At 59.7% G+C, this 23040-nt stretch carries 25 protein-coding genes and 1 tRNA gene; 14 read left to right on the top strand and 12 right to left on the bottom strand.

The genetic code is table 11. The features are described 5' to 3' along the window. The 4 genes from IE125_RS05715 to IE125_RS05730 form a co-directional block, all read right to left on the bottom strand. Nucleotides 1-1275: cytochrome c (locus IE125_RS05715; RefSeq protein ID WP_189443662.1), on the bottom strand; the 1275-nt coding region annotated here is incomplete at its 3' end. A gap of 3 nt (nt 1276-1278) precedes the next feature. After that, the gene (locus IE125_RS05720; protein ID WP_189443663.1) at nt 1279-3048 is read right to left on the bottom strand and encodes a GMC family oxidoreductase; all 1770 of its coding nucleotides are present in this window, start codon (nt 3046-3048) and stop codon (nt 1279-1281) included. A 44-nt stretch (nt 3049-3092) separates the two neighbouring features. Continuing rightward, nucleotides 3093-3821 (bottom strand): gluconate 2-dehydrogenase subunit 3 family protein, encoded by a 729-nt coding sequence (locus IE125_RS05725; protein ID WP_189443664.1) that lies wholly within the window; start codon nt 3819-3821, stop codon nt 3093-3095. A 246-nt stretch (nt 3822-4067) separates the two neighbouring features. After that, nucleotides 4068-4529: a GNAT family N-acetyltransferase gene (locus tag IE125_RS05730; protein WP_189443665.1), complete on the bottom strand. Its 462-nt coding sequence runs from the start codon at nt 4527-4529 to the stop codon at nt 4068-4070. 66 nt (nt 4530-4595) lie between these two features. Here IE125_RS05730 and rep point away from each other — a divergent pair, with 66 nt between their 5' ends. After that, nucleotides 4596-6644, top strand: a complete 2049-nt coding sequence (gene rep, locus IE125_RS05735) for a DNA helicase Rep (RefSeq protein ID WP_189443666.1) — start codon at nt 4596-4598, stop codon at nt 6642-6644. Nucleotides 6645-6696: 52 nt separating this feature from the next. Then, the gene (gene cysE / locus IE125_RS05740; protein ID WP_189443667.1) at nt 6697-7551 is read left to right on the top strand and encodes a serine O-acetyltransferase; all 855 of its coding nucleotides are present in this window, start codon (nt 6697-6699) and stop codon (nt 7549-7551) included. Here cysE and thiM read toward each other — a convergent pair. Continuing rightward, nucleotides 7548-8396 carry a hydroxyethylthiazole kinase gene (gene thiM / locus IE125_RS05745; RefSeq protein ID WP_189443668.1) on the bottom strand — a complete coding sequence of 283 codons (849 nt, stop codon included), beginning with the start codon at nt 8394-8396 and terminating at the stop codon, nt 7548-7550. The two genes, cysE and thiM, sit on opposite strands and share 4 nt — an antisense overlap. A gap of 4 nt (nt 8397-8400) precedes the next feature. Beyond that, nucleotides 8401-8706, bottom strand: coding sequence for a c-type cytochrome (locus IE125_RS05750; protein WP_189443669.1), 306 nt, complete (start codon nt 8704-8706; stop codon nt 8401-8403). A gap of 245 nt (nt 8707-8951) precedes the next feature. Here IE125_RS05750 and IE125_RS05755 point away from each other — a divergent pair. Both IE125_RS05755 and IE125_RS05760 read left to right on the top strand, forming a co-directional pair. Further along, a tRNA-Arg gene (locus tag IE125_RS05755) sits at nt 8952-9028 on the top strand. 190 nt (nt 9029-9218) lie between these two features. Next, nucleotides 9219-9509: a helix-turn-helix domain-containing protein gene (locus IE125_RS05760; RefSeq protein ID WP_189443670.1), complete on the top strand. Its 291-nt coding sequence runs from the start codon at nt 9219-9221 to the stop codon at nt 9507-9509. Between the two features lie 134 nt (nt 9510-9643). Here the strand turns inward: IE125_RS05760 and IE125_RS05765 are convergent, their stop codons facing one another. After that, on the bottom strand, nt 9644-10576 hold the full coding sequence (locus tag IE125_RS05765; RefSeq protein ID WP_189443671.1) for an aromatic alcohol reductase: 933 nt from the start codon (nt 10574-10576) through the stop codon (nt 9644-9646). Nucleotides 10577-10655: 79 nt separating this feature from the next. Between IE125_RS05765 and IE125_RS05770 the strand changes: the two genes are divergently transcribed. The 4 genes from IE125_RS05770 to IE125_RS05785 all read left to right on the top strand — a co-directional run bounded on the left by IE125_RS05770 (nt 10656) and on the right by IE125_RS05785 (nt 13819). Beyond that, complete coding sequence (locus IE125_RS05770; protein ID WP_229808941.1) at nt 10656-11090, top strand: winged helix-turn-helix transcriptional regulator; 435 nt, start codon at nt 10656-10658, stop codon at nt 11088-11090. Between the two features lie 544 nt (nt 11091-11634). After that, complete coding sequence (locus IE125_RS05775; RefSeq protein WP_189443672.1) at nt 11635-12240, top strand: hypothetical protein; 606 nt, start codon at nt 11635-11637, stop codon at nt 12238-12240. 3 nt (nt 12241-12243) lie between these two features. Then, nucleotides 12244-12750 carry a hypothetical protein gene (locus IE125_RS05780; protein WP_229808942.1) on the top strand — a complete coding sequence of 169 codons (507 nt, stop codon included), beginning with the start codon at nt 12244-12246 and terminating at the stop codon, nt 12748-12750. A 196-nt stretch (nt 12751-12946) separates the two neighbouring features. Further along, on the top strand, nt 12947-13819 hold the full coding sequence (locus IE125_RS05785) for a DUF6414 family protein (protein WP_444544485.1): 873 nt from the start codon (nt 12947-12949) through the stop codon (nt 13817-13819). A gap of 113 nt (nt 13820-13932) precedes the next feature. Here IE125_RS05785 and IE125_RS05790 read toward each other — a convergent pair whose 3' ends face one another. Together IE125_RS05790 and IE125_RS05795 are read right to left on the bottom strand one after the other, a co-directional pair. Then, nucleotides 13933-14415: a GNAT family N-acetyltransferase gene (locus IE125_RS05790; RefSeq protein WP_189443673.1), complete on the bottom strand. Its 483-nt coding sequence runs from the start codon at nt 14413-14415 to the stop codon at nt 13933-13935. 448 nt (nt 14416-14863) lie between these two features. After that, nucleotides 14864-15796, bottom strand: coding sequence for an AraC family transcriptional regulator (locus IE125_RS05795; RefSeq protein WP_189443674.1), 933 nt, complete (start codon nt 15794-15796; stop codon nt 14864-14866). A gap of 100 nt (nt 15797-15896) precedes the next feature. On the opposite strand from IE125_RS05795, the gene IE125_RS05800 reads away from it, so the two are divergent. Continuing rightward, nucleotides 15897-16649, top strand: coding sequence for an SDR family oxidoreductase (locus IE125_RS05800; protein WP_189443675.1), 753 nt, complete (start codon nt 15897-15899; stop codon nt 16647-16649). Between the two features lie 182 nt (nt 16650-16831). Here IE125_RS05800 and IE125_RS05805 read toward each other — a convergent pair whose 3' ends face one another. Next, nucleotides 16832-17104: a hypothetical protein gene (locus IE125_RS05805; protein ID WP_189443676.1), complete on the bottom strand. Its 273-nt coding sequence runs from the start codon at nt 17102-17104 to the stop codon at nt 16832-16834. A gap of 200 nt (nt 17105-17304) precedes the next feature. Here IE125_RS05805 and IE125_RS05810 point away from each other — a divergent pair, with 200 nt between their 5' ends. Beyond that, nucleotides 17305-17520 carry a hypervirulence associated TUDOR domain-containing protein gene (locus IE125_RS05810; protein WP_189443677.1) on the top strand — a complete coding sequence of 72 codons (216 nt, stop codon included), beginning with the start codon at nt 17305-17307 and terminating at the stop codon, nt 17518-17520. A 240-nt stretch (nt 17521-17760) separates the two neighbouring features. Here the strand turns inward: IE125_RS05810 and IE125_RS05815 are convergent, their stop codons facing one another. After that, nucleotides 17761-18132: a hypothetical protein gene (locus IE125_RS05815; protein ID WP_189443678.1), complete on the bottom strand. Its 372-nt coding sequence runs from the start codon at nt 18130-18132 to the stop codon at nt 17761-17763. Nucleotides 18133-18496: 364 nt separating this feature from the next. Here IE125_RS05815 and IE125_RS05820 point away from each other — a divergent pair, with 364 nt between their 5' ends. Further along, on the top strand, nt 18497-19192 hold the full coding sequence (locus IE125_RS05820; protein ID WP_189443679.1) for a CvfB family protein: 696 nt from the start codon (nt 18497-18499) through the stop codon (nt 19190-19192). Nucleotides 19193-19222: 30 nt separating this feature from the next. On the opposite strand, the gene IE125_RS05825 is transcribed toward IE125_RS05820, so the two are convergent. Further along, nucleotides 19223-19771: a cytochrome b gene (locus IE125_RS05825; protein ID WP_229808944.1), complete on the bottom strand. Its 549-nt coding sequence runs from the start codon at nt 19769-19771 to the stop codon at nt 19223-19225. A gap of 123 nt (nt 19772-19894) precedes the next feature. On the opposite strand from IE125_RS05825, the gene IE125_RS05830 reads away from it, so the two are divergent. The 3 genes from IE125_RS05830 to IE125_RS05840 all read left to right on the top strand — a co-directional run bounded on the left by IE125_RS05830 (nt 19895) and on the right by IE125_RS05840 (nt 22971). Beyond that, a complete protein-coding gene (locus tag IE125_RS05830; RefSeq protein ID WP_189443680.1) occupies nt 19895-20590 on the top strand; it encodes a VIT1/CCC1 transporter family protein in 696 nt (231 codons plus the stop codon). A 180-nt stretch (nt 20591-20770) separates the two neighbouring features. Next, on the top strand, nt 20771-21634 hold the full coding sequence (locus IE125_RS05835) for an SDR family oxidoreductase (protein WP_189443681.1): 864 nt from the start codon (nt 20771-20773) through the stop codon (nt 21632-21634). Nucleotides 21635-21708: 74 nt separating this feature from the next. Beyond that, the gene (locus IE125_RS05840) at nt 21709-22971 is read left to right on the top strand and encodes a D-mannose isomerase (protein WP_189443682.1); all 1263 of its coding nucleotides are present in this window, start codon (nt 21709-21711) and stop codon (nt 22969-22971) included. Nucleotides 22972-23040: the final 69 nt, after the last annotated feature.

Raw genomic sequence — 23040 nt, forward strand, 5'->3', positions numbered from 1 at the left:
CTGAGTGCGAAGCTCGCCGACGCGATCGGCGGTGATCTCCTGCGCGCCGTTGCCCCAGCTGTTGCGCACGTAGTTGAGCACGTCAGCGATTTCCTGATCGTCCATCTTCCACGCGAACGACGGCATGCCGGCAGCGGTCTGGCGCACTTCGGTATGCGGTGCGCGGGCGCCTTTCAGCATGGCGTGGATCAGGTTGGTGGCATCGTCAGCCAGCAGCCCGCCATTGCCCGCGAATGCCGGCACCATGCCGCTGATGCCTTCGCCTTTCAGACCGTGACACGCCGAGCAGTTCACTTCGTAGTCGAGCGCGGCAGACTTCTTGACGGCATCGTCCATGGTCATCGGCTCGCGCGGCTTGCCATCGGAAGCCGGGACCGACTGCATGTAGGTGCCGATCGCCTGCAGGTCCTCGTCGGTGAAGTAGTGCGTGGAGTGCTCGATGGCTTCGGCCATCGGGCCTGCCGCGACGGCCGTACCGTTGGAGCCGCTCTTCAGATAGTCGGCCAGCTCGTCCTTGCTCCAGTCGCCGATGCCGGTATGCGGGTTCGATGTGATATCCGGTGCATACCAGGCGCCGAGGCTACCGCCAGACATGTAGCCACCGCCGACTTCGCCACCGAGCGCGTTACGCGGCGAGTGGCAGGTCGAGCAGTGGGCGGGGCCGTCGACGATGTACTTGCCGCGGTTCCACTCATCGCTCTGGTCGCTGGCGCTCTGGAAACCTTCGTTATCGAAGAACAGCAGGTTCCAGCCGGCCATGGCGAGACGTACATTGAACGGGAACGGCATCTGGCCGTTTTCGTCGATATCCTGCTTCACCGGTTCGATCGTCGACATGTAGGCCCACAGGTCATGCATGTCTTCGTCGGTCAGCTTGGTATAGGACGGGTACGGCATGGCCGGATAGAGCAGACCGTGCGATCCGATGCCCTGACGCACCGCATTGAAGAAATCACGCTCGGTCATGTTGCCGATGCCGGTGTCGGTATCCGGCGTGATGTTGGATGTCAGCAGCTTGCCGAAGGGCGTCTCGATCTCGTAGCCGCCGGCGAAATTGCCCTTGTGGCAAGCGGCGCAGTCAGCCAGGCGCATGACGTACTCGCCACGCTTGATGGCGTCCTGGTCGTCGCTTGTGAAATCCGCCAGTTTGGTCTGATCGTCAGCCGCGTCGGAACGGGAGGTATCCAGCGTTTTCCAAGTCCAGATGCCCGCTCCCACGACTGCCACGACGACGACTACGCCGACACCGGCACCGATTTTTTTCCAGTTCGCCATCGATCAGGCCTCCACCAGCGGTCCGGGATTGTTGATATAGGTCTGGTGAATCGCCTGCGCTGCGCGAACCGCCAAGGCACCGACCGTCAGCGTCGGGTTGTAGCCACCGTTGTTGGGGAAGGCTGAAGCGCCAACGACGAAGACGTTGTGCGCATCCCAGCTCTGCAGGTAGGGGTTCAGTGCAGAGGTTGTCGGATCGGCACCCATCACGGCGCCACCGATGGTGTGCGAGCTGTGCTGCATGTACGGATTCCAGCTGCGCGACGCCTGGTTGTCGGTGAGCAGATGCTTGCCGCCGGCCCGCTTCATGATCTCCGTGGCCTTGTCGGTCACGTAGTTCGCCATCTTCTTGTCGTTTTCGTTCCAGTCGAAGGTCAGGCGAATCAGCGGCTGGCCGTGACGGTCCTTGTAGGTCGGATCGAGGTCCAGGTAGACGTCTCGCGACGGCATCGAGGTGCCCTGGCAGAAGATGGAGGCGGACGTCTGGTAGTCACGTGCGTAACCGGCTTTCCATTCGCTGCCCCAGCGCTTGGTGCCCGGACGCAGGCCATTCATGTTCTGGATCGGGCGACCGTTGGTGGAGTAGCCCATAATGCCGGCGCCACCGATGAAGTCGAGATCGGTGTGATCGAAGTTGTCACCGTTGAAATCATCGATCTGTACGCCGAGTGCGCCACCGCCGATGAACGGGTTCATGCGCTCGTTATCGAAGAAGCCGGTGACCGAAGAGCAGGTCTGGTAGCTGTAGTTGCGGCCGATGGTGCCGCGGCGCGTCTGCGGGTCGTACTGTTCGCCGATGCCGGAGAGCAGCATCAGACGCACGTTGTCCATCTGGTAGGCCGTGATGCAGACCACGTCCGCAGGCTGGAAGCCTTCCTCGCCGTTGGCGATGAACTTGACGCCCTTGGCGGTCTTGCCATCGTCGTGTTTCACGGCGTGCAGCACTTCGGTTTCGGTGAGCAGCGTGAAGTTGGGGCGACGCATCAGAGTCGGCAGGATGCAGGCCTGGGGCGATGACTTGGAGAAGTTGCCGCAGCCGTGGAAATCGCAGAAGCCGCAGTAAGTACACGGCCCCATGTTGACGCCGAGCGGATTGACGTAAGCCTGGGAAATGTTGCCGGCGGGGATCGTGAACGGGTGGTAGCCCATGTCGTTCACGGTCTCGCGGTACATGCTCATCCAGTGCGTGTCTTTGAGCGCCGGGGTCGGATAGTCGCGCTTGCGCGGCCCTTCGAAGATGTTACCGCCCGGGCGCTTCTCGCCCTGGATATTGCCAGCGTAGCCGGAGGTCCCCGCGATGCGCTCGAAGCGATCGTAGTAGGGTTCCATATCCTTGTAGGTAACGCCCCAGTCCTGAACGTTCTCGAGGCCGTTCAGCTTTTCTTCGCCGTAGCGCTCGCGCGTCTTCGTCGCGACCTGGAAGTCCCACTCGAGGAAGCGCCAGGACATGCCGGCCCAGTGGGCGCCGGCGCCACCGACGTTCCAGCCGTACTGAAAAGCGGACCAGTTACGTACCGGCGCCGCCGTCTGGTCGGTACGGTTGCGGAAGGTGGTGGTTTCCACGCTCATCGGCTGCAGCATGTTGCGGCGGGTGTGCCAGCGCAGCTCGTCAGGATCGACGGCTGGCGGAAAATCGGTGGAGGTGTCGCGCCACGCGCCACGCTCGATGCCGACGACGTTCAGGCCCGCACGGGTCAGCTCTTCGGCCATGACCGAGCCGGCCCAGCCCATACCGACGATGACGACGTCGGCCTTGGGAAGTGTCTTTGCCATGTTATCTCTCTCTTGACGCTAGTCCTGCAAACAGGCGCGTGGAATCAATCTTGGGGAATGAGGCTGACCGGGATCAGGCCGAGGTCTTCACCGCGACGGTCGATATAGGGGCGGTAGTCGTAGCGGGCGCCGGGGAAACCGACCATCTTCCAGCCCGCCATGCCGCGGTTGCCGCCGTACATCGGGTCGGCCAGATACCCTTCACGCACGTTCTGCAGCATCAGCTCGAAGAATGCCTGCCCGTCGACATCGTCACCCAGGCTGATGTCGCCGGCTTCGAGGCCGGTCAGGATCTCGTCGATCTGATCATCGGAGAGGTCGGCGAATGCCTTGCCATGGGCTTTCTGCGCATAGGCTTCGAGCGCTTTCACGCCGGTGGCGTAGCGCTCCTTCGGCGTGGCCAGAAACTGCGGTGAGCCCATCAGGGCCTCTTCGTTCTCCGGCTTGAGCGGTGCCTGAAGGTAGAGCGCCTTGCCCGCGCCGTAATCGCCAGCGAGCTGATCATCAAGGAACTCGAGGCAGCCCGCTTCAGTGGCGGAGGGGCCGTAATCGTCGGCGGGGATCAGTCGATCGAACGCGGCAGCCAGCGTCTTGCGGTCGCTGTCTTCGACGAGCACGCTGAAACCATCCACACGGGCCGGTCGGGGCAGGCTGTCTTCGCTCAGCGCTGTCTCCAGCGGCACGTTCTTGAGCTGATTGGCGCCGACATAGGGGGCGACCGTGACGGACGCCGTCAGCGCGCCGAGCGAGCGCAGCGCTTCTCGTCGATTCATGCCTGTTTCCTCATCACTTGTGCTATCGGCTTTTTAGCGCCTTAAAAGTTAGATGACTTATTGATACCTGGCGCATTTCTCAGGGGGTGTGCATATTAAGCGCAGATCTCGAATTCGGCATCTCACTTCATTAGTCAGCTAGCTATTATTTTGAATAAATCCCTGATAAATAGAGACAAATTCGTGTGTGTGGCACTTTGTCACACGGGGCTTTTTATCGCAGGTCAAGATACTCGACTCGGGATGTCAGGCGTCAAGTCCAAGCGTCATGAATACGCTATTCGGATCTTTCACATAATTGGCAAAAGGTTCACAGTCGTGAAAACCGAAAGCGGTATAGAGCTCTCTTGCCGGGGCGAAGTGGGCCACGGAACCCGTCTCCAGACTCAGCCGGTTGAAGCCCTGCGCTCTCGCTTCGGCGATCAGATGCGCCAGTAACGCTCGTGCCACGCCCTTGCGTAGATGCCGCGAATCGGTCCGCATCGACTTCAGCTCCGCGTGCGTGGCGTCGAGGCGCTTGAACGCACCGCAGCCGAGTAGCTCGCCATCCTCCCACGCGGTATAGAAGTGGATATCCGGATGGCGCAGCCCCTCGAGATCGAGCGCGTGTCGACTCTCCGGTGGCGAGTGAGGCTCGAAGTCCTTCAGATGGGCTTCGAGCAGCGCGGCGATCTCCGGGCCGCGTAAATCGTCTCGGATGATGCGCATGAGGTGTATCATTCCTTGGCTGTTGTTCTGATGTCTCCCCGTCCTTACCCCTGCGATTCTGCCCTCATGTCCGATATTCGCCAACGCCTCGCCAAGCTCAACCCACGCCAGCAGGAAGCCGTGCGCTTCATCGATGGGCCGTGCCTGGTGCTGGCCGGCGCCGGCTCGGGCAAGACCAGCGTGATCACCACCAAGATCGCCTATCTGGTCAAGGAGTGTGGCATGAGCGCGCGCAAGATCGCCGCCGTCACCTTTACCAACAAGGCGGCGCGGGAGATGAAGGAGCGCGTGGGGCAGATGCTCAAGGGGCGCGAAGGCCACGGCCTGACGGTCTCGACCTTCCATAATCTCGGCCTCAACATCATTCGCCGCGAGCTCAAGGCGCTCGGTTTTCGCCCCGGCTTCTCGCTCTTCGACCCCGAAGATGCCAAGGCGCTGCTGCGGGATCTGATGCAAAAAGAGGCGGACACCGACGCCGAGCAGATCGGTGCGGTGCAGAGCCAGATCTCCCAGTGGAAGAACGACCTGGTGCTACCGGGGCCGGCGCTCTCCCACGCGGAGGACGAAGATCAGCAGTACGCCGCGCGGATCTACGAGGCTTACAACCGGCATTTGAAGGCATACAACGCGGTCGACTTCGACGACCTGATCATGCTGCCGGTGGTGCTGTTGAAGACCGATCCGGAGGCGCTGACCCGCTGGCGCAAGCGCATTCACTACATGCTCGTCGACGAGTATCAGGACACCAACGTCAGTCAGTACGAGCTGGTGAAGATGCTGATGGCGGACCGGGCCACCTTCACGGTGGTCGGCGATGACGATCAGTCGATCTACGCCTGGCGTGGTGCGCGGCCGGAAAATCTGGTTACCCTCGGCGAGGACTTTCCGCGCCTCAACGTCATCAAGCTCGAGCAGAACTACCGCTCCACCGCGATCATTCTGCGCGCCGCCAACACGCTCATCGCCAACAATCCGCACGTCTACGAGAAGACGCTATGGTCGGACATGGGCCAGGGCGAGCCGATCCGTGTCGTCGTCAATCGTCACGAAGAGGCCGAGGCGGAGCGCGTGGCCACCGAGATCCTCACGCGCCGGATCAAGGAGCGAGCCGAGTGGCGAGATTTCGCCGTGCTCTATCGCGGCAACTTCCAGGCGCGGCTTCTGGAACTGAAGCTCCAGCACCACCAGATTCCCTACAAGCTCTCCGGCGGCACTTCGTTCTTCTCGCGCAACGAGATCAAGGACGCGATGGCCTATCTGCGGCTGCTGATCAACCCGGACGACGACAACGCCTTCCTGCGCATCGTCAACGTGCCGCGCCGTGAGATCGGCCCCGGCACGCTGGAAAAGCTCGCCAACTACGCGAGTGATCGCGGCGGCTCGATGTTCTCCGCCTGCCATGAGATGGGGCTGGAGCAGGTACTCCCGACCCGTGCCGTCGAGCGGCTGGGCCGCTTCGCCCACTTCATCGACGGTGTGCGCAAGCGCATGGATCAGAATGAGGCCATCGCCGCCATCCGCGAGATGATCCGCGACATGGATTACGAGGCCTGGCTCTACCAGAATGCCAGCGCACCGACCATCGCCGAGCGGCGCATGGCCAACGTATGGACGCTGATCGACCAGCTCGAGAAGTCGATGCATCGTGACGACGAGGACGGTGAAGCCAGCGAAGAGACCGACGACGTGCAGTCGGCGATCTCGCGGCTGGTGCTGCGCGACATTCTCGAGCAGCAGGCCGAGGAAGACGACTCCGACCGCGTGCAGCTGCTCACCATGCACGCTTCCAAAGGGCTCGAGTTTCCGCATGTCTATCTGATGGGGCTCGAGGAGGAGCTGCTGCCGCACCGCAACGCGATCGAGTCCGGCACCATCGAGGAGGAGCGCCGCCTGGCTTATGTTGGCATTACCCGCGCCCGGCGCACGCTGACGTTGACGCTGGCGCGCCAGCGCAAGGCCTACGGCGAGCTGCTCGACTGCACCCCGAGCCGTTTTCTCGACGAACTGCCGGCCGACGATCTCGAATGGGAAGGTCGCGCCGACAAGGAGAATCCCGAGAAGAAACAGGAGCGCGGACAGAGCGCGATTGCCGGGTTACGTTCGCTGCTGGGCTAGACTGTCGACGTCGCCGCCCCCGCGTACGCGACTGTCGTTTCAAGGAGAGAGCATGAACACAACGGAGCTTTGGCAGCAGGCCCGCGACGAGGCGATGACGATCTCGCGTCAGGAGCCCTCTCTGGTACCGCTGATGCTGGGCGCGGTGCTCAACCGCGCCACGCTTGGCGCCGGGCTGGCCTATCGCCTGGGGCATCGGTTGGCACATCCGGACCTAGCAGCGGCGCAGCTGGTCAAGCTGTTCGACGAGCTGCTCGTCGGCGAACCGGCCATCGAGCAGGACATCGCTCGCGATCTGACCGCCGTACTCGAGCGTGACCCGGCGATTCGTCAGATCACCGAGGTCGTGCTCTATCTCAAGGGCTTTCATGCACTGAGCGTGCACCGCTTCGCCCATGCGCTGTGGCTGGGCGGGCGTCGCCAGATGGCGCGCTACCTGCAGAGTCGCAGCTCCGAAGTGTTCCAGACCGATATTCACCCCGCAGCCGAGATCGGCAATGGCGTCTTCATCGATCACGCCACGGGCGTCGTCATCGGCGAGACGACGATCATCGGCGACGATGTGTCCCTCTTGCAGGGCGTGACCCTGGGCGGCACTGGCAAGGAGGCCGGTGACCGTCATCCCAAGATCCGTCGCGGTGTGCTGATTGGCGCCGGCGCCAAGGTGCTCGGCAACATCGAGATTGGCGAAGGCGCACGCATCGGCGCCGGTTCGGTCGTGCTCAAGCCCGTGCCACCCTGCACCACGGCGGTCGGTGTGCCAGCGAGGATCATCGGCGATGCCGGCTGTGACGCTCCCTCGCGGGAAATGCAGCACTGCTACGACAAGAGCGGTATCGCGGGCGAGCATGCCCAGGCTGATGCTCGAGCGGTCACCCGAGACCCGAAACTCTGCTGCGGGCGTTAGGCGCGGTCTTGGGCGCCGGAATCGATCCGCGATAGCAGGAATGGCTCCAGCTCGACGCCGTCGAGCGCGTCCAGCCAGGCCATCGCAAAACTGCCGGGACCTTTCGCCTGCGTCTCGGCCTGCTCGGCAGCGGCAGCGGCGTGGGCATGAGCGATCAGCATGGCGTCCATCGGATCCTCGCTGATGGCCAGGTACGCCGCCACTAGCGCGCCCAACGCGCATCCCGTACCGGTGACGCGTGGCTGCCAGGCACTGCCGCCAGTCAGCGCAAAGAGATCCACCGCATCGCCATCGCCTCGACCCAACAGATGATCGGTACTGCCCGAGATTGCCACGCCGCCAAGCGCGCTCCACTGGGCCAGCAGGTGTCGAGCGGCGCCGACGCCCTCGGCAGCCGTATGTCGGGTATCGACCCCATGACCCCGCGCCTCGGCCTGGGCCAGCGCGAGAATTTCGGAACCATTGCCGCGAATCACCGACGGGCCGTGATGCATCAGCTCGAGGCTGATTTCCCGACGCAGCGGCAGGGCGGCGGCGCCCACGGGGTCCAGCACCCAAGGCGTATTGCTGCGCTCTGCGGCTTGCGTCGCCTGACGCATGGCCGCAAGACTCGACTCGTTCGGCGTGCCGAGGTTGATCAGCAGCGCGCCGGCAGCGCTGGCCAGATCACCGGCCTCCGCGGGATGATCGGTCATCGCGGGAGACGCCCCCGCCGCCAACAGCGCGTTGGCAACGAAGTTCACGGTGACCTGATTGGTCAGGCAGTGGACCAGCGGGGCTTCTGCGCGCAGCGTCTCCCGCAGCACCAGCAGGCGCGATGCGCGATCTCGATCGAAAGCTGTCACGGTCTCAACGGCTCTGATCGACCAGGTAATCAACGGCGGCCTTCACCTCGGCATCACTCAGGTCCGAATTGCCGCCCTTCGCCGGCATGCCACCGACGCCATCGATGGCATTGGCGTACAGTGTCTCCATTCCCTTGTCGATGCGCGGCTGCCAGGCCTCGCTGTCGCCGATCTGCGGTGCCCCGCCGCCGCCGTGGCAGCCGGCGCAGTTGTCCTCGAACACGGCCTTGCCATCGGCGGCCTGGGCCTGAACGGTCACGGTCATTAACGAAAACAGAGCGGCGCTCAGTGTCAGAATGGAACTGCGCATCGGGCATTCTCCTCGATTGTTGCCAGGGCGATTGTTGCCAGGACGATTATTGCCAAGGCGATTGTTGCCAGAGTCATGGGCCAAATCAGGGTATCGATGTCGTACACGGTCGACCTCAGTATAATCCTGATCGCCCAACCCGAAAGGCGGGTCGGCCTGACCCGTGCTGGACAGCTTTTGAGCGACCGGTTAGGATGGCCGCGCCGTTAGCGGGCCTCCCGGCTCGTCCCTCAAGGCGGCAATGCGCGCCCATAGCTCAGCTGGATAGAGTACTGCCCTCCGAAGGCAGGGGTCGAAGGTTCGAATCCTTCTGGGCGCGCCACTCAAGTGACTCCGATGCTTTTCCTCTCGACCGAGACGACCCGTTTTCCCGCTGTGTCCACGTGCCCATCTCGTGCAGGCACGGCTGTAGGCATCACGCAGTGGCATTTCCACCCAAGAACGAACGTGATGACCTGACCGCAGAAGAGCGAGCCAAGCTTCGAAGCATCATCGAGAACGGGAGGTGAGATATGTCTTCCATCTTTCACGGCCTCTTTGAAAGCGTCCAACAAATGGACGATATCGTGAAAGGCGATGCTGAACCGTCTCGCGAGTTTGTCGTGACGCCGGTTAGCGTTCGCAACATTCGTCTCCAGACCGGGCTTTCTCAAGAACGCTTCGCAAGCCTGATCGATGTTCGAGTCGCGACGCTGCGTAACTGGGAGCAGGGCCGCAGGGAACCGACCGGCCCAGCGCGTGCGCTGCTAAGGGCTATCCACACTGACCCTCGACATGTGCTGCCCGCTCTCGCTCAAGAGTAAGGGGGCCCGAGAGTTAGATCGCCAGCTTGATCATGACCGGGCGCGCCAGGATTGCGAAAACCGCCGCTACGACGCTCGTCGCACGGCGGTTTTTCTTTGTCTGCCATCCTTCTCAGCCATAAATGGGCCGGCCATCACTCGACCAGATGGCGGTTTATCCAGGTTGGGACATCGACCGTTTCGAGTCCCTCGCGATAATTGAACGTGGTTTCCCTGGGCCATGCGACGCCAACGCCTGCCGCGAACACGGCGCGATACTTGAACAGATTGTTGTCGGGATCGGCACGTAGCGCATCGCCAAGGTAGGAAATCGACCACGCTTCTCGCTTGAAAGGGCGGTCGAGTTGCCGCTCCAGCTCATCCGCCAATTCCCCGTAGCTGATGGTGTCTCCTGCGACGAACACGGTTTCGTTCTGGAACCGTGGCTCGTGAAACAGTATCGCTGTGGTCAAGCGTCCGATGTCTTCCGGCGTTGTCACGGTAACCTGATTATCCCAGCTACCCAGGGCGTGAACCTCGCTCTGCTCAAGGTCCACGACGCCAAAAGCCGGTTCGAACAGAAAGCTGGTGAACATCCCCGTAGCGACAATGAGCCACTCTGTACGGTTCTGCGCCCGGAGCAGGTCGCGTACATCGAGTTGTTCGTCGAATACGTCCTGGGCGCTACCTCGGCCAATCGTGTCGTAGTCGACGCCAAACTGCCACGGCACGTAGCGCTTCACGCCGGCCTGGAGCACTGCCTGGGTAATCTTGGTCTGCGTGCCACGCCCAGCCGAAAAGCCGATGCAGGAAATGACCGTATCGTAGGGGGCGAGAAGGGCGGCCAGCTCATTCGTGCCGGTTGCGGCGACATCGCCAGGGACAGTCTCGACGCCCAACGCCCGCAACTGCTCGATTTGCTGCTTCTTGACCGGATCGGTCGTCTCTATCGTGGATTGTCTCAACCGGACGTAGATACGCACTGATTGATGCTTGCGAGCGTGGTTTGCCAAGTGGCGCAGTACTTCGAAGCCCAGCTCCCCCGCACCCAATACCAATATCGATTCCTTCCTGTCGGTGCGATTCATGCTATCTCCAACGTTGACGGCTTTGATTGAGGTAGCGGATGTTTGCACGTCAGGATTCCCCACATAAGTAGGTACATCAGTGATACCGAAAGACGAGAACGACCTGCTCGCTCGCTCCCGGGCGCTCTGCGACGCGATGGAAAACGAGGACGACTGGCTGAAGAGAGAGGTGCTAACCCATGCCGGCAATCGCTGGGCTTTTGGGGTGATTCACGCGCTCAAGGAGGGAGGGCGGTTGAGACACGCCGAGCTTCGCCGACGGCTCGATGGCGTCACTCAGCGGATGCTAACGAGAACGCTACGGCAGCTCGAGCGCGATGGGCTGATTCTTCGCCAGGATTACGAGGAAGTCCCGCCGCGAGTCGATTACGAGCTGACTCGGCTGGGGGAGGAATTTCTCTTGAAGATCATCCCTATGTGGCTCTGGATCTTCGAGCACGCGGAAGACTTGCGCCAAGCTCGAGAAGCTCACTCGACGGCAGCGAGTGAGTCGAGACGCGGCACGTCGCCTTGACCATTCAACGAGCGGAATAGCCAACGGCCACCCTGTGGCCACCGCCCGCCTCTCCATAGCCTTGCCCCCCCCCCGGCTCGCTGTCGACTCCCCGCCCGCGCGCTAAGTGGGTCGGTTTTGATGCAGCGTTGCAGAGGACGCTAGGCCGCGCCAGCACTGGGGCGGCTGGACAATTCCGAGTCCATAAAAACGATGCAAAATGATGCATTTTGCAGTGCACTCGACGAAAGGCGGGGAGCGTTAGATAGAGAAGTGAAACGGAATGTGGCAGATTGATACGAAAGGTCTTCCTGACAGGACTTGAGAAGGCTGACGGGCTACGGCCCACATCGGATGGCCCGAGGACCGCCGCAAGCACGCTCAGGAGTGTTATGTAGCAGGCACAGTTATTAGTGCTAAGTTACCGAGCTATATTTAATGGGAGCAATTTCAATAGGTTAATGGCCTGTTGCCATGTGCAATAAAATTGTTAAATGTGCATCCGAGTTCAAATCAATAAACGAGCGCGCTACCTAACACCTGTTAGCCCCGAAAGGAGCATGATATGTACGAGGTTTCAGAACGATATCTTGCATTTGGTCAGAGCTCCTTCATCAAAGAGGTGGTAATTCCCGCGGGCGAAAAGATTGAGAAGTTGGCCAAAGAATATCCTTGTACTGATGAGATTCAGGTGAAGGTGCAATCTAGACCTACGGCATTCCTGTCCGGTCTAGAGGCATTAATTGGAGTTTCAGTGTTTCTCGGAACTTGGGCCGGAACAAAGTTTCTCGACGAAATCTACGATGCGAAGATAGGCCCCGCGATTAAGGAGTGCCTGGGGCAATACATCGAAAAGAGTGGAAATAATAAAAAGTATTCATTATCGATAGCTGCGCACAAAAGAGGTGTGGATAGTTCAGTGTTGATATGCTGCGTGGGGTCCTCTATCGAGGAAATTGAAGCGTCAGAGGCCCATATTCCAGCCGCTTTACGTGTTGCAGAGGGATTTATAGATTCCGATCGCAGAGAAGCCATTTACCTTTTTTTGATCGATAGTGGAAGGTGCAATCTTGAACCAAGTATATACGATAGCTATGAGGCTGCTTTGGAAGGTGTGAAGCGCATGTACCCCGCGAAGCTGCCAACAAATGTTGCTCGACCAAGAGGCTAACAAGTGGCTGTTGTCGGACGCGCCTGCGCTGGCACTCCGGCGCGTCGCAAAGCCAAAGCGTTACAGGGCACATCCTCGCACGGAGTAGCATTGAGCATGGAAAACAGAAAAATAAAATGGCTGATTTACACTGTCCTAGTGGGATTAATTCCTATCCTCTCAAGGATGTTTGTCTGGAGTGTAACTGAATCTGGAGTAGTCAGTTTAATAACGGCATCAGACTTTATTGCTTTTGGCCTGATTCTGCACGTTTCCAATATTAATGAAATTGAACATCTAGCTGGCGATGAAAAGTCATGGAAAACTGTTCAAAATGGTACGTCTATCGCCTTCATTGCTTTTTATAGTGTTTTATTGTCATTAATAATGATAAGTGAGGGGGTTCCAAGTTTTATAGATATTGAAGCAATAAAAAATTGCGCTGTAGGCTTAGCTGTGATTTCGTTTTTAATTAGTTATTCTGTGTACCATAGAATTTCTAAAATTGCAGCTAATGAGGCGACAGTATAATGGCTACTACAATTATCATCTCATTAGCTTTGGTTGTAGGCGTTGCCGGTATTTCCACTGTTGTTTGGTCATTCATCAATACAAGAAACAAGTTTTACGAAGAATACAAGTCAAGGAAGCGCAGCAAATGATAAAAAATTTTATATACTTAGATGAAGATAAAATGTATTCATTATCATCTCAAATATTTTAAGGGATAACTGAATATGTTTTAAATGAAAATTCTTCAGATAACCAAGGAAGTGAAACTCAAAAAGGTCCAGTAGGGAGTGGTAAAGTTTTAGCTGATGTAATTATTTCAAGTAGCAAGGCAACTGAGAAAAAGTTTTTCCACGACTACTCTTTTACATTATTTGAAAACCACCTGATGGAGCAAGACCGGGTTTTAGATCTAACAAGTTCAGTATTTTCTTTAGAAGATCTTAAAGCATCTATTACTGACTTTTCTTTTATAAAAATCAAGGCTAAATCAATATTTAATGATGTAAATAAAATAACGGAATTGTTTTCCGAATTTAATACGATTGGTGAAGCACTGGCGCATGTGGCAGCATTCGAGCGAATTAATGAAGTAAGTGCCGAGCTTGCGTTGTTGAAGCAGCAAACACCAGATAGGAATAGGAAATCCCAACTCGAAACTGAGCATAAAAAGCTAACTAATCTTAAAACATTAGCTAAAGAGAAAAACCTTTATCAAGATCAAAAGTTTTTAGATAACTTAGGGTTGTTGACAAAGTATGGTTTTTCGGATCAATTTGAAATCACTCAATCTATCGGTGAAGCATTTTTTACTTCATGCTTAAAGCGTGATTTCCTGAGGGAAAGTGAGGATATATTAGTTAAAAAATATTCTCGGAAAACTGAAAAGGAAGTTGTTGTCTTCGGAATAATATCTCAAGCATTTTCAGGTAATGAAGTAGAGTTAGACGAGGGAGGTAAAAGTTATTCAAACATGAAGGCTGCGCTTTTGAATCTTGTCGATCATTTAACTAATATTGAAAATTCTATTTCAGGCAAGCAAGAAAATGAAGTCGTCATTGATCCCATAGCTGTCTATATTGAGGTATAGTGTCCTATAAAAAGTGTTTTTAGGACGGGCAAGTTGCAGTTGGCTTTTATTGGTTACTCACACATTATAGCCAGCTGCAATTAGTCGCTTAAAGCCGCGTTATATCTACTCTCTTAATGTATGCTCATGGTCGAATGCCGCTTTTCACAGCCACTCGCCGCGGATCGTACTTTGACGAATTTCATCAAACCGCGATCCCGTTTCTGAACGGGAAGCCAGCCGGCACGCTCGTAGAATACATAGGCTCGACTACCGATCTCGGTTTCCAGCCAAATCTCGTCGTATTTGGCAAATAGATGGTGCTCGGCTCTCTCGAGGAGCAAGCGGCCCACGCCTTGCCCTTCATGGTCGGCCCGAACGAACAGTCCAAACACGCACCTGGTCTCGTCACGAACCATCGAAAAGCCCACGGGTACTTCATCAATTTCTGCAACCCACACACAAGGGCCCTGGGCGATCTCGGCGGCAATGGCCTCGGGTGTGATGCCCAGTTCGGCGAGCTGCTCGAGTGAAAGGTGGTTCTCCGCCACGCTGGTGCGAATGGCGAAAATCTCCCCAGTGTCTGTCTCTCTCGCTTCTCTCACTTGAATTGGCATGGATCGATTCCCTTGGCAGCGATTGAAAATCGCCATGAGCGATCATTCTGGAGCACACAGTGCCCTCAGGCGAGCTGGCTTGGCGGCGTGGAGCCGTAGCTACTTGGTCGTGCGATGCGCAACCATACAGCCAGCTTTTGAAGCTGAGAAGTATATCGGATGGTATATCTTGATTATCGATCTTGAATAATATTCAACAAAAACAGATGGTTGACTATCATTATGCAATCCTACTGGGCGCGCCAATAAATACCAGCCACCTATTGGCTGGCTATCGACTTTGATGATCAAGCCATCATCTCGCGATCATCAGCCACTCATTTCTTGAATCTACGGGGCAGTTCCGGCCATGCGTGCCGATCCGACTTTATGGCCGCCAACCCATCATCAGACCCTCGGGCCTTCGTATTGAACATGGTCGAGTCGTCGGGCCATGGCACTACGAGGATCAATCGAAGGGTGCGATCAGGGCCTCACCTTCGCTGGCGTAGACACTCGGCGGCGTGCCGACATGGCGTGTAAAGGCAACGCTGAAGCTGCTCGCTGAACGATAGCCGAGATGCTCCGCCACATCGGCGATGCGCTTTTGATCGTTTTTCAACATCTGTTTGGCCAGTGCCATGCGCCACATGAGCAGATATGCCATCGGGGCGACGCCGACCGTTCGCTTGAAGCGCTCGAAGAACGCCGAGCGCGATAGCGCGGACCGGCGCGCCAGTTCCGCGATCGTCCATGTGCGCTTTGGCTCGGCGTGCATTGCGCGTATTGCGCTTGCCAGGCGGCCATCTGCCAGGGCTTGTACCAGGCCGGGCGACGCGGCTGTTTCCCCGGTGAAGCGCAGGGCTTCGATCATCAGCACTTCGAGCAGGCGCGACAGCACCATGTCTCGGGCAGGCCGCTCGGCCCGCGACTCTTCATTCAACAGGTCGACCAGCATCGTGAGGCGCTTCTGACCGCGAACGTGAACGTGTTGCGGCAGTAGCGAAACCAGTAACGCCGCATTGGCAGAGTCGAAATGGCAGTGGCCGATCAACATGCGCACATCGGGCACTGTGTCCGCCGTCCCGAGCCGGAATGCGCCGCCGCCTAGGGCGATCGGTCGGCTCTCGATGTCTGGCGCAGGCGAGGGATGACTGGATGCGGTGATCACTGGCGCAAAAGGAGCCAGCAGGAAGTCGCCGGCCGAGAGCAGGATCGGCTCGCTGGCATCAAACGAACCGTCTGCGGGCGAACACAGGCACGCGCCTTCCAGCAGCACGCAGTAAAACAGATCACCGGGGTCGCTGCGGCGAACGCGCCAGGCTCCCGCGCCCAGGATCAGTTTAGAGAACCGCATGCTGGGCTGGAGCAGGGAAACGACCTCGGCCAGGGGATCCGTCATGACCGGACTCTCGCGAATGATATTCGGACTTTAGATTGTAGTGAGTTCGTCGAACGCCGCCTATCGTAAGTCGCTCATTGCTCAGATAGGAGTGTTCTGCATGAAAACGGTTCTGATCACGGGTTGCTCTTCCGGGTTCGGTCTGGAGATCGCTCGGTATTTTCTCGAACGCGACTGGTCTGTCATCGCCACCATGCGCAAGCCGGATGCGAGTGTTCTGGCGCCTTCCGATCGTCTTCGCATATTGGCACTCGACGTGACCGATGCCAGCAGCATAGCGGCAGCCGTCGACGCGGCCGGGCCGGTGGATGTGCTGGTCAATAATGCCGGCGTGGGGGCCGCTGCGCCGTTCGAGCTCACTGGCGTGGAGCTGGCACGTCAATTGTTGGAGACCAACACCCTGGGGACCATGGCGGTGACTCAGGCTTTCGTGGCGCAATTTCGCGCGCGTGGAACTGGCACCATCGTCAACGTGACCTCATCCGTGACGCTGAAAGCTCTGCCGCTGGTCTCGATGTACACGGCCAGCAAAGCTGCGGTGAACGCGTTCTCGGCTTCCCTGGCGGTGGAACTCGCGCCGTTCGGTATCGGTGTCAAGATCGTGCTGCCAGGGCGTTCGCTCGAGACGCAGTTCGGCAGCAATGCCTATCGCCACGGCTTGGAGAGTGCCGACTACGCGGACCTGATCCAGAAGACGGTCGAGCAGATGACCGACGAGTCTGGGCCGATGACTCATGCCTCCGACGTGGCCGAAGCGGTATGGCTCGCCGCGACCGACCCGACGGCGCCTATGCGGATTCCTGCTGGAGAAGATGCTTGCGAATGGATGCGAGAGGCCAGCACCAACCGCTGATGCTGCGCCTGTCACCGAGCGCAAAGGCGCCGTGCGACGCTGAGGTGCGTGTCTGATGCTGGGAACTTGTTTGTATAACTTTTAAGCGCTGGCTGCTTCTAAGCGCTGGCCGTATCCCGATCGATCAGCCAGACGTAAAAAAGCCGCGCAGACGGGGGGAGCGCGGCGAAGGGAACAGTCAGTCAAGCGGCGGGACGTTTGGTCTCGGCGCTGAGTTGGATCAGTACGCTTTCCAGATCGTCGATCTGGCAACGCAGTGCGGTGCAGTTGGCGCAGGTTACGCCGCGGCCGTGGCTCGCATTCAGTGGAATGTAGAATTGGTCGTGGCTGCAGATACTGCAGTTCATGTCCAGTTTGACCGGGGTCCTGCCGTGAATGTCGTTGGGCCGTTGGGGCCGTGAGCCGATGCCCGCTTCCATGCGAGCATCGGCTTGCTGGGTGATGCTTGGCTTCATGCCGCCTTCCTTGGCTTTCATGAGTCTGGCGCTGCTGATTGACGCAGAACCTGATGTAGAGGCAATCCATGCCGGGTTGGTCTCAGCAATCCGTGCCGCTGCTACCTCGCTGGCCATCCGTGCCAGCGATGAGGAGAGAATGGCACGACTTCAAAAGTTGTACAAGAATTATCTTTGTACAGCTATGGAGGAGATTTCCGATGGCGGCTTACAAGCAGCGCGAGTGGGTGAAGTGGAAATGGGGGCCTAACTGGGCGCAGGGGCAAGTGACCAAGACGTTTCGCGAGAAGGTCACGCGAAAGTTGCAGGGCAGTGAAGTCACCCGCAAGGGCAGCGATGAAACCCCGGCGTACCTGATCAAGCAGGAGGACGGTACGCGGGTGTTGAAGCTGCATAGCGAGTTGGAAAAAGCCTGAGCGCCTGCGCGTCGGAAGGTCGGGCGCGGATCGCACCGGTTCCGTGGAGAGTCGCAAGGCAGGTACGAAGCCAGGAGAGATTCGAGCCAAGGATCGATTTGAGCAAGGGTCGATCTGGAGAAAGCACAGGCATAAAGAAAGGGAGCCCGATATCGGGCTCCCTTGGGTTCTGACTCATGCTATCGGGCGCTTGCGAATACTGACTTCACGCGTGACCCGAGTCAGGGCCGTTAGGCCGAGTTACATCTGCGTGAAGCTGACTTCGACGCTGCCATTCTGGCTATGATTCACCTGGCTGACGTTCTGCAGCGCCTGGGCGGCGGCATCACTCTGGCCGTCGTTGGCAAGCGTGCTGCTGACGGGGGCCACGTGAGTGCGCAGCTGCGTGGAGCTTGCGACGTTATTCAGCGCGGCGTCGGCAGCGGCGCTGTGGCCACCCTGGACGGTATCGACGCTGTAGCGAGTCGGCAGCGCGTGATACTGCGCGGTCTGCTCGATGTTCAGTGCCTGGCTCTGGCGATCGAAATGACGCTCGGTCACGGCGCTGTTGGCTTGGGCGATAGCCGGGAGTGCAGCGGCGATGGCGATAGCGGCGAGAATGCGAGTTTTCATGGTGTACCTCCAACTGTACGTTCGTTCTCTTGGCCGGTCCGGCCTTGATCTGTGGAGGCATTATGGGAGGCTACCTTTTAGTCTGCTAATCAAGTCGGGTGAATTCGACTATCGATACGATCGATATTGGGTTCATGGTCCATATCCTGATGAGATAGCCGGATTTATTGCGGCGCGTTGTCCATGGGTCAACTGCCCAGGGGTAACCGTCGATGTGCAACTTTCGGGGGTATTGGCGGCTTGTCGGTTCGTATCGGTGGAACGCTGAGCGAAGCGCTCCTGCCCCTCGATGAAGCGCTTTTGCCCCACTTCTCCGGGCGCTCCATAATGTCGCCTTCAACGACCGCCCATTCCGAGAGTCACTATGTCCCGTCCTCCCCGGCAATCTCGCCCCGACGCGTCTCTATCATCCGACGAATTTCGCGCGAACGTCGGCGATGTCGCCTATCTCCGCGTGACCAAATTGGGTGATATCGGCGCCTTTCTCAACTGGGGGCGGCCAAAGGATCTGCTGCTGCCGTTCGGCGAGCAGCGTTTTCGGCCGGAAGCGGGCAAGCGGGTGCTGGTGATGATCTACGTCGACGACCGCATGCGCCCCGTCGCCAGCATGAAACTCGACAAGTTTCTGCAGGATGAGTCGGAGGGGTTGGCGGCCGGCGAACCGGTGACACTGGTGATCAGCGACCTGACCGATCTCGGCGCCAAGGCGATCGTCAACAACCGCTTCTGGGGCCTGCTCTACCATGATGACATCTCGCGTCCCTTGCGGCGCGGGGACCGGATGACAGGCTACGTCAGGCGGGTTCGCGACGATGCACGGCTCGATCTTTCGCTGCTGCCGCCGGGCGAGGCACGGCTGGATCTGGTCGGTGACAAGATCATGGCCGCGCTCGCGTCGTCGGGTGGCGATCTCCCGCTGGGTGACAAGAGCCCCGCCGAGGAGATCAAGCGCCAGCTGGGCGTGAGCAAGAACGCCTTCAAGCAAGCGATCGGCCGACTCTACAAGCAGCGCCGGATCACGATCGAGGAGACCCGCATCAGGCTGGTCACTGACGAGTGACGGCGGGGCGGCATCGAGTGCCCCTTGGCGTTACCACATCCGCTTGAGCAGATTGTCGCGACGAAACAGTTGGTGCCACAGTACAGCGGCGATATGCAGCCCGATCACGTAGTAGAAAGCGTTCCCCAGTGTTTTGTGAATCGACTCCAGCGTGTGCGCAATCGCGTGGGATTCCCCCCATGGAGAGGGGAGGCTCAGCGCCAGGCCGGGCACGGGAATCGCCCCTTTACCGAGCCAGACGGTGAAGACGCCCAGCAGCGGCTGCGCCAGCAAGAACGCATACAGTGCCCAATGCGTTACGTGCGAAAGCCTCGAGAGCAGCGGCGACAGCGGCACCTCGAGCGGGGGCGGCGCCCGCCTCAATCGCGCGATCAACCGCGGAACGGTCAGCAGCAGGACGGCAATGCCTGCCCAGAAGTGACTTTGCAGCAGAATCTCGTTGGCCGAGCGTGAGAACAGGTCCGTCGACAGGATGAGGGCATAGGCGAGAGCGACCATCGCGGCAACGGTCCAGTGCAGGTGACGCGCCGTCGCCGAGTAGCGATTCGTCGAAGGCCTGGGGTGTGAAACGCGATCCACGGCTTGAATTCCTTTCAAAAGAGCGACGGAATCGATCCTAGGCGGCCACGGCTTAGGTTTGGCTTAAGCTGGGGAAGACAAACTGAAGATTCGCCGCCGTGCGGTATCACGTTGGAGTGGGCCATGAGTATTCCCAAGGAGCGGCACTATTCGGATCGTCTCGGGTGGCTGCGCGCTGCCGTGCTGGGCGCCAACGATGGCATCGTCTCGACGGCGAGCCTGGTGATCGGCATGGCGACCGCTGGCGCGACGCTGGTCAGCGTTCTCACGGCGGGCGCGGCCGGCGCGGTTGCCGGTGCGATGTCGATGGCGGCGGGCGAGTACGTTTCCGTCAGCTCCCAGAAGGACACCGAGCATGCCGATCTCAAGCGGGAGCGACGGGAGCTCGCCGCCAACTATGACGAGGAGGTGCGGGAACTCGCGGAAACCTACGAGACACGCGGTCTCTCGGCCGAGATGGCCCACGACGTCGCGATCACGTTGATGGCGCACGATGCGCTGGCGGCGCACGCCCGCGACGAACTGGGTTTCAGCACGATCAATCGCGCGCGCCCGCTACAGGCGGCGTTGACCTCGGCGCTTACCTTCCTCTGTGGCGCTGTTCTGCCGCTGATTGCCGTGCTGGCGGCGCCGAAGCAGGCCTCGGTGATGGTCGTGGCGGCAGGCTCGCTGCTGGCGCTCGGGTTGCTCGGCACGCTCTCGGCGCGCGTGGGCGGGGCGCGTATCGGCGCCGCCGTCGTGCGGGTCGTGCTCTGGGGCGCGCTGGCGATGCTCGCGACCGGTACCGTGGGATGGCTGTTCGATATAGCGGGCGGCTGATGGCCACGGCTCGTGGTCTGGCGCCATGCGCAAGGCGGGTGTGACGCCTGCGGCCAGAGGCTGAATAGCGCGCCCGTCTGGCCGAGAAGGTGATCGCGCTCTGTACTACCTTGGGGGTTATCGTCCGCGGACGGACGACACCGGTTCACGGTGGCAAACCACGCTCAAGGAGGAGTCGACATGGTCAAGAAGACCGAGATTCACGCGCAGCAACAGTCACTGCCCGGCAAGGAGAGCCTGATGCAGCCGCCGGCGGAGTTCATCCGCCCGGACTATCGCGGCAGTGGCAAGCTCGAGGGCAAGATCGCCCTGATCACCGGCGCCGACAGCGGCATCGGCCGTGCCACGGCGATCCACTTCGCCCGCGAGGGCGCCGATGTGGCGGTGATGTACCTGAGCGAGGACGATGACGCTCGCGAAACGCAGCGCCTCGTCGAGGCGGAAGGCCAGCGCTGCCTCACGATCGCCGGCGACATTCGAGACGCCGCGTTCTGTCGCGCCTCGCTCGAGAAGGTCATCGAGACGTTCGGCGGGCTCAACATCCTGGTCAATAACGCCGGCACCCAGCAGGTCTGCTATGACCTCACCGAGCTCGAAGACAGCCAGTGGGAAAACATCTTTGCCACCAACATGCACGGCATGTTCTACCTGACCAAAGCGGCATTGCCTCACCTCGGCGAAGATGATGCCATCATCAACACGACATCGATCAACGCCTATGTCGGCCCCGAAGCGATGATCGACTACTCGGCGACCAAGGGCGCGATCGTGAGCTTCACCCGCGCGCTTTCCAACCAGGTCGTCGGTCGTGGCATTCGCGTCAACGCCGTGGCGCCCGGGCCCGTCTGGACGCCGCTGCAGCCGGCAACCTGGGGCGCCTACGACCCGCAGATGCTCGAGGATTTCGGCGCGCAGACGCCGATGGGCCGTGTCGGCCAGCCTTCGGAACTGGGTCCATGCTATGTCTTTCTGGCCTCACTGGACTCGTCGTTCATCAGCGGCCAGACGCTGCATCCCAACGGTGGCACGGTCGTCAACGGTTGAGTCGGCGTCGGGTGTTGTCGATGATGTATCCAGAGTTCACCGCATCGCTTCGGGCAGAGGAGGCCCGACAACCCATGCCAGGAACCACCGCTAATCTACCGTCGTCGCGATCGAGCTGGCTCGACCGGCCCGCGCATCATCACTGGCTCGAGAGCGAGGGCGCGCGCCTGCTAGCGTTCTATCGCGCCTCGCGTCATCCCGAGTGCGGCTTCGGGGCGCTGGACGAAGACGGCAATCTGCCGAGCGACGCCACTCCCGACACCATGATCACCGCCCGCATGACGCACTGCTTCGCGCTCGCCGCCATGCGTGGCGAGCCGGGAACGATGCCGCTGGTCGCTCATGGTGTCGCGGCGCTCAAAGGTGGCCTGCGAGATGCCGAGCATGGCGGCTGGTACGGCGAGCTACCGAAGGCAGGCGAGACGCAGACCAAGCAGGCCTATATTCACGCCTTCGTGGCGCTGGCCGCCGCCAGCGCCTGGCAGGCCGGCGAACCAACCGCCAAGCCGCTGCTCGATGACATCATCGAAGTGATCGAGACCCGCTTCTGGTCGGAAGCCGAAGGCCGCATGCGCGAAGGGTTCTCGCGGGACTGGCGCGAGGACGAGGCCTATCGCGGCGGCAACAGCAACATGCACGCGACCGAAGCCTTCCTGCAGCTGGCGGACGTTCTCGAGGAACCCAAGTGGCGCAAGCGCGCGCTCTCCATCGTCGAGAAGATCATTCACGCGCATGCTGGGCCCAACGACTATCGCGTCGTCGAACACTTCGACAGCGAATGGAACGAGTGGCGCGAGTACAACCAGGACACACCGAAAGATCCGTTCCGACCTTACGGCGCGACGCCGGGGCACGCCTTCGAATGGGCGCGCTTGCTGCTGCATCTCGAAGGCGGTCTGCTGCGTCACGGCGAAGACGCGCCGGGCTGGCTGCTGGAAGACGCCCGCGGCCTATTCCACAGCGCCTGCGAGCTGAGCTGGAACGTCGACGGCGAGCCAGGCATCGTCTACACCCACGACTGGAACAATCGCCCTGTCGTCCACGAGCGCATGCACTGGACGCTGGCGGAAGCTGCCGCCACGGCCGCGATGCTGCTCAAGCGCACCGGCGATGCCGGCTATGAAACCTGGTATCGCACCTTCTGGGATTACATCGATCGCTTCCTGATCGACCGCGAGCGCGGTAGCTGGTGGCAGGAGCTCGATCGGCACAACAACCCCTCCAGCGAAGTCTGGAGCGGCAAGGCCGATCTCTACCACGCCTATCAGGCCACGCTGCTGCCGCGTCTGCCGCTTTCGCCGACCATGGCGAAAGCGATTGCCGAGGGCGCGCTGTAAGCAGTGCACGTCACCGGGAACGACGAACGACAGCGGCGGCCATTCGGCCGCCGCTGTCATGTCATCGAT

The sequence above is a fragment of the Salinicola rhizosphaerae genome (genome assembly GCF_014652715.1).
Classification (GTDB): domain Bacteria; phylum Pseudomonadota; class Gammaproteobacteria; order Pseudomonadales; family Halomonadaceae; genus Salinicola; species Salinicola rhizosphaerae.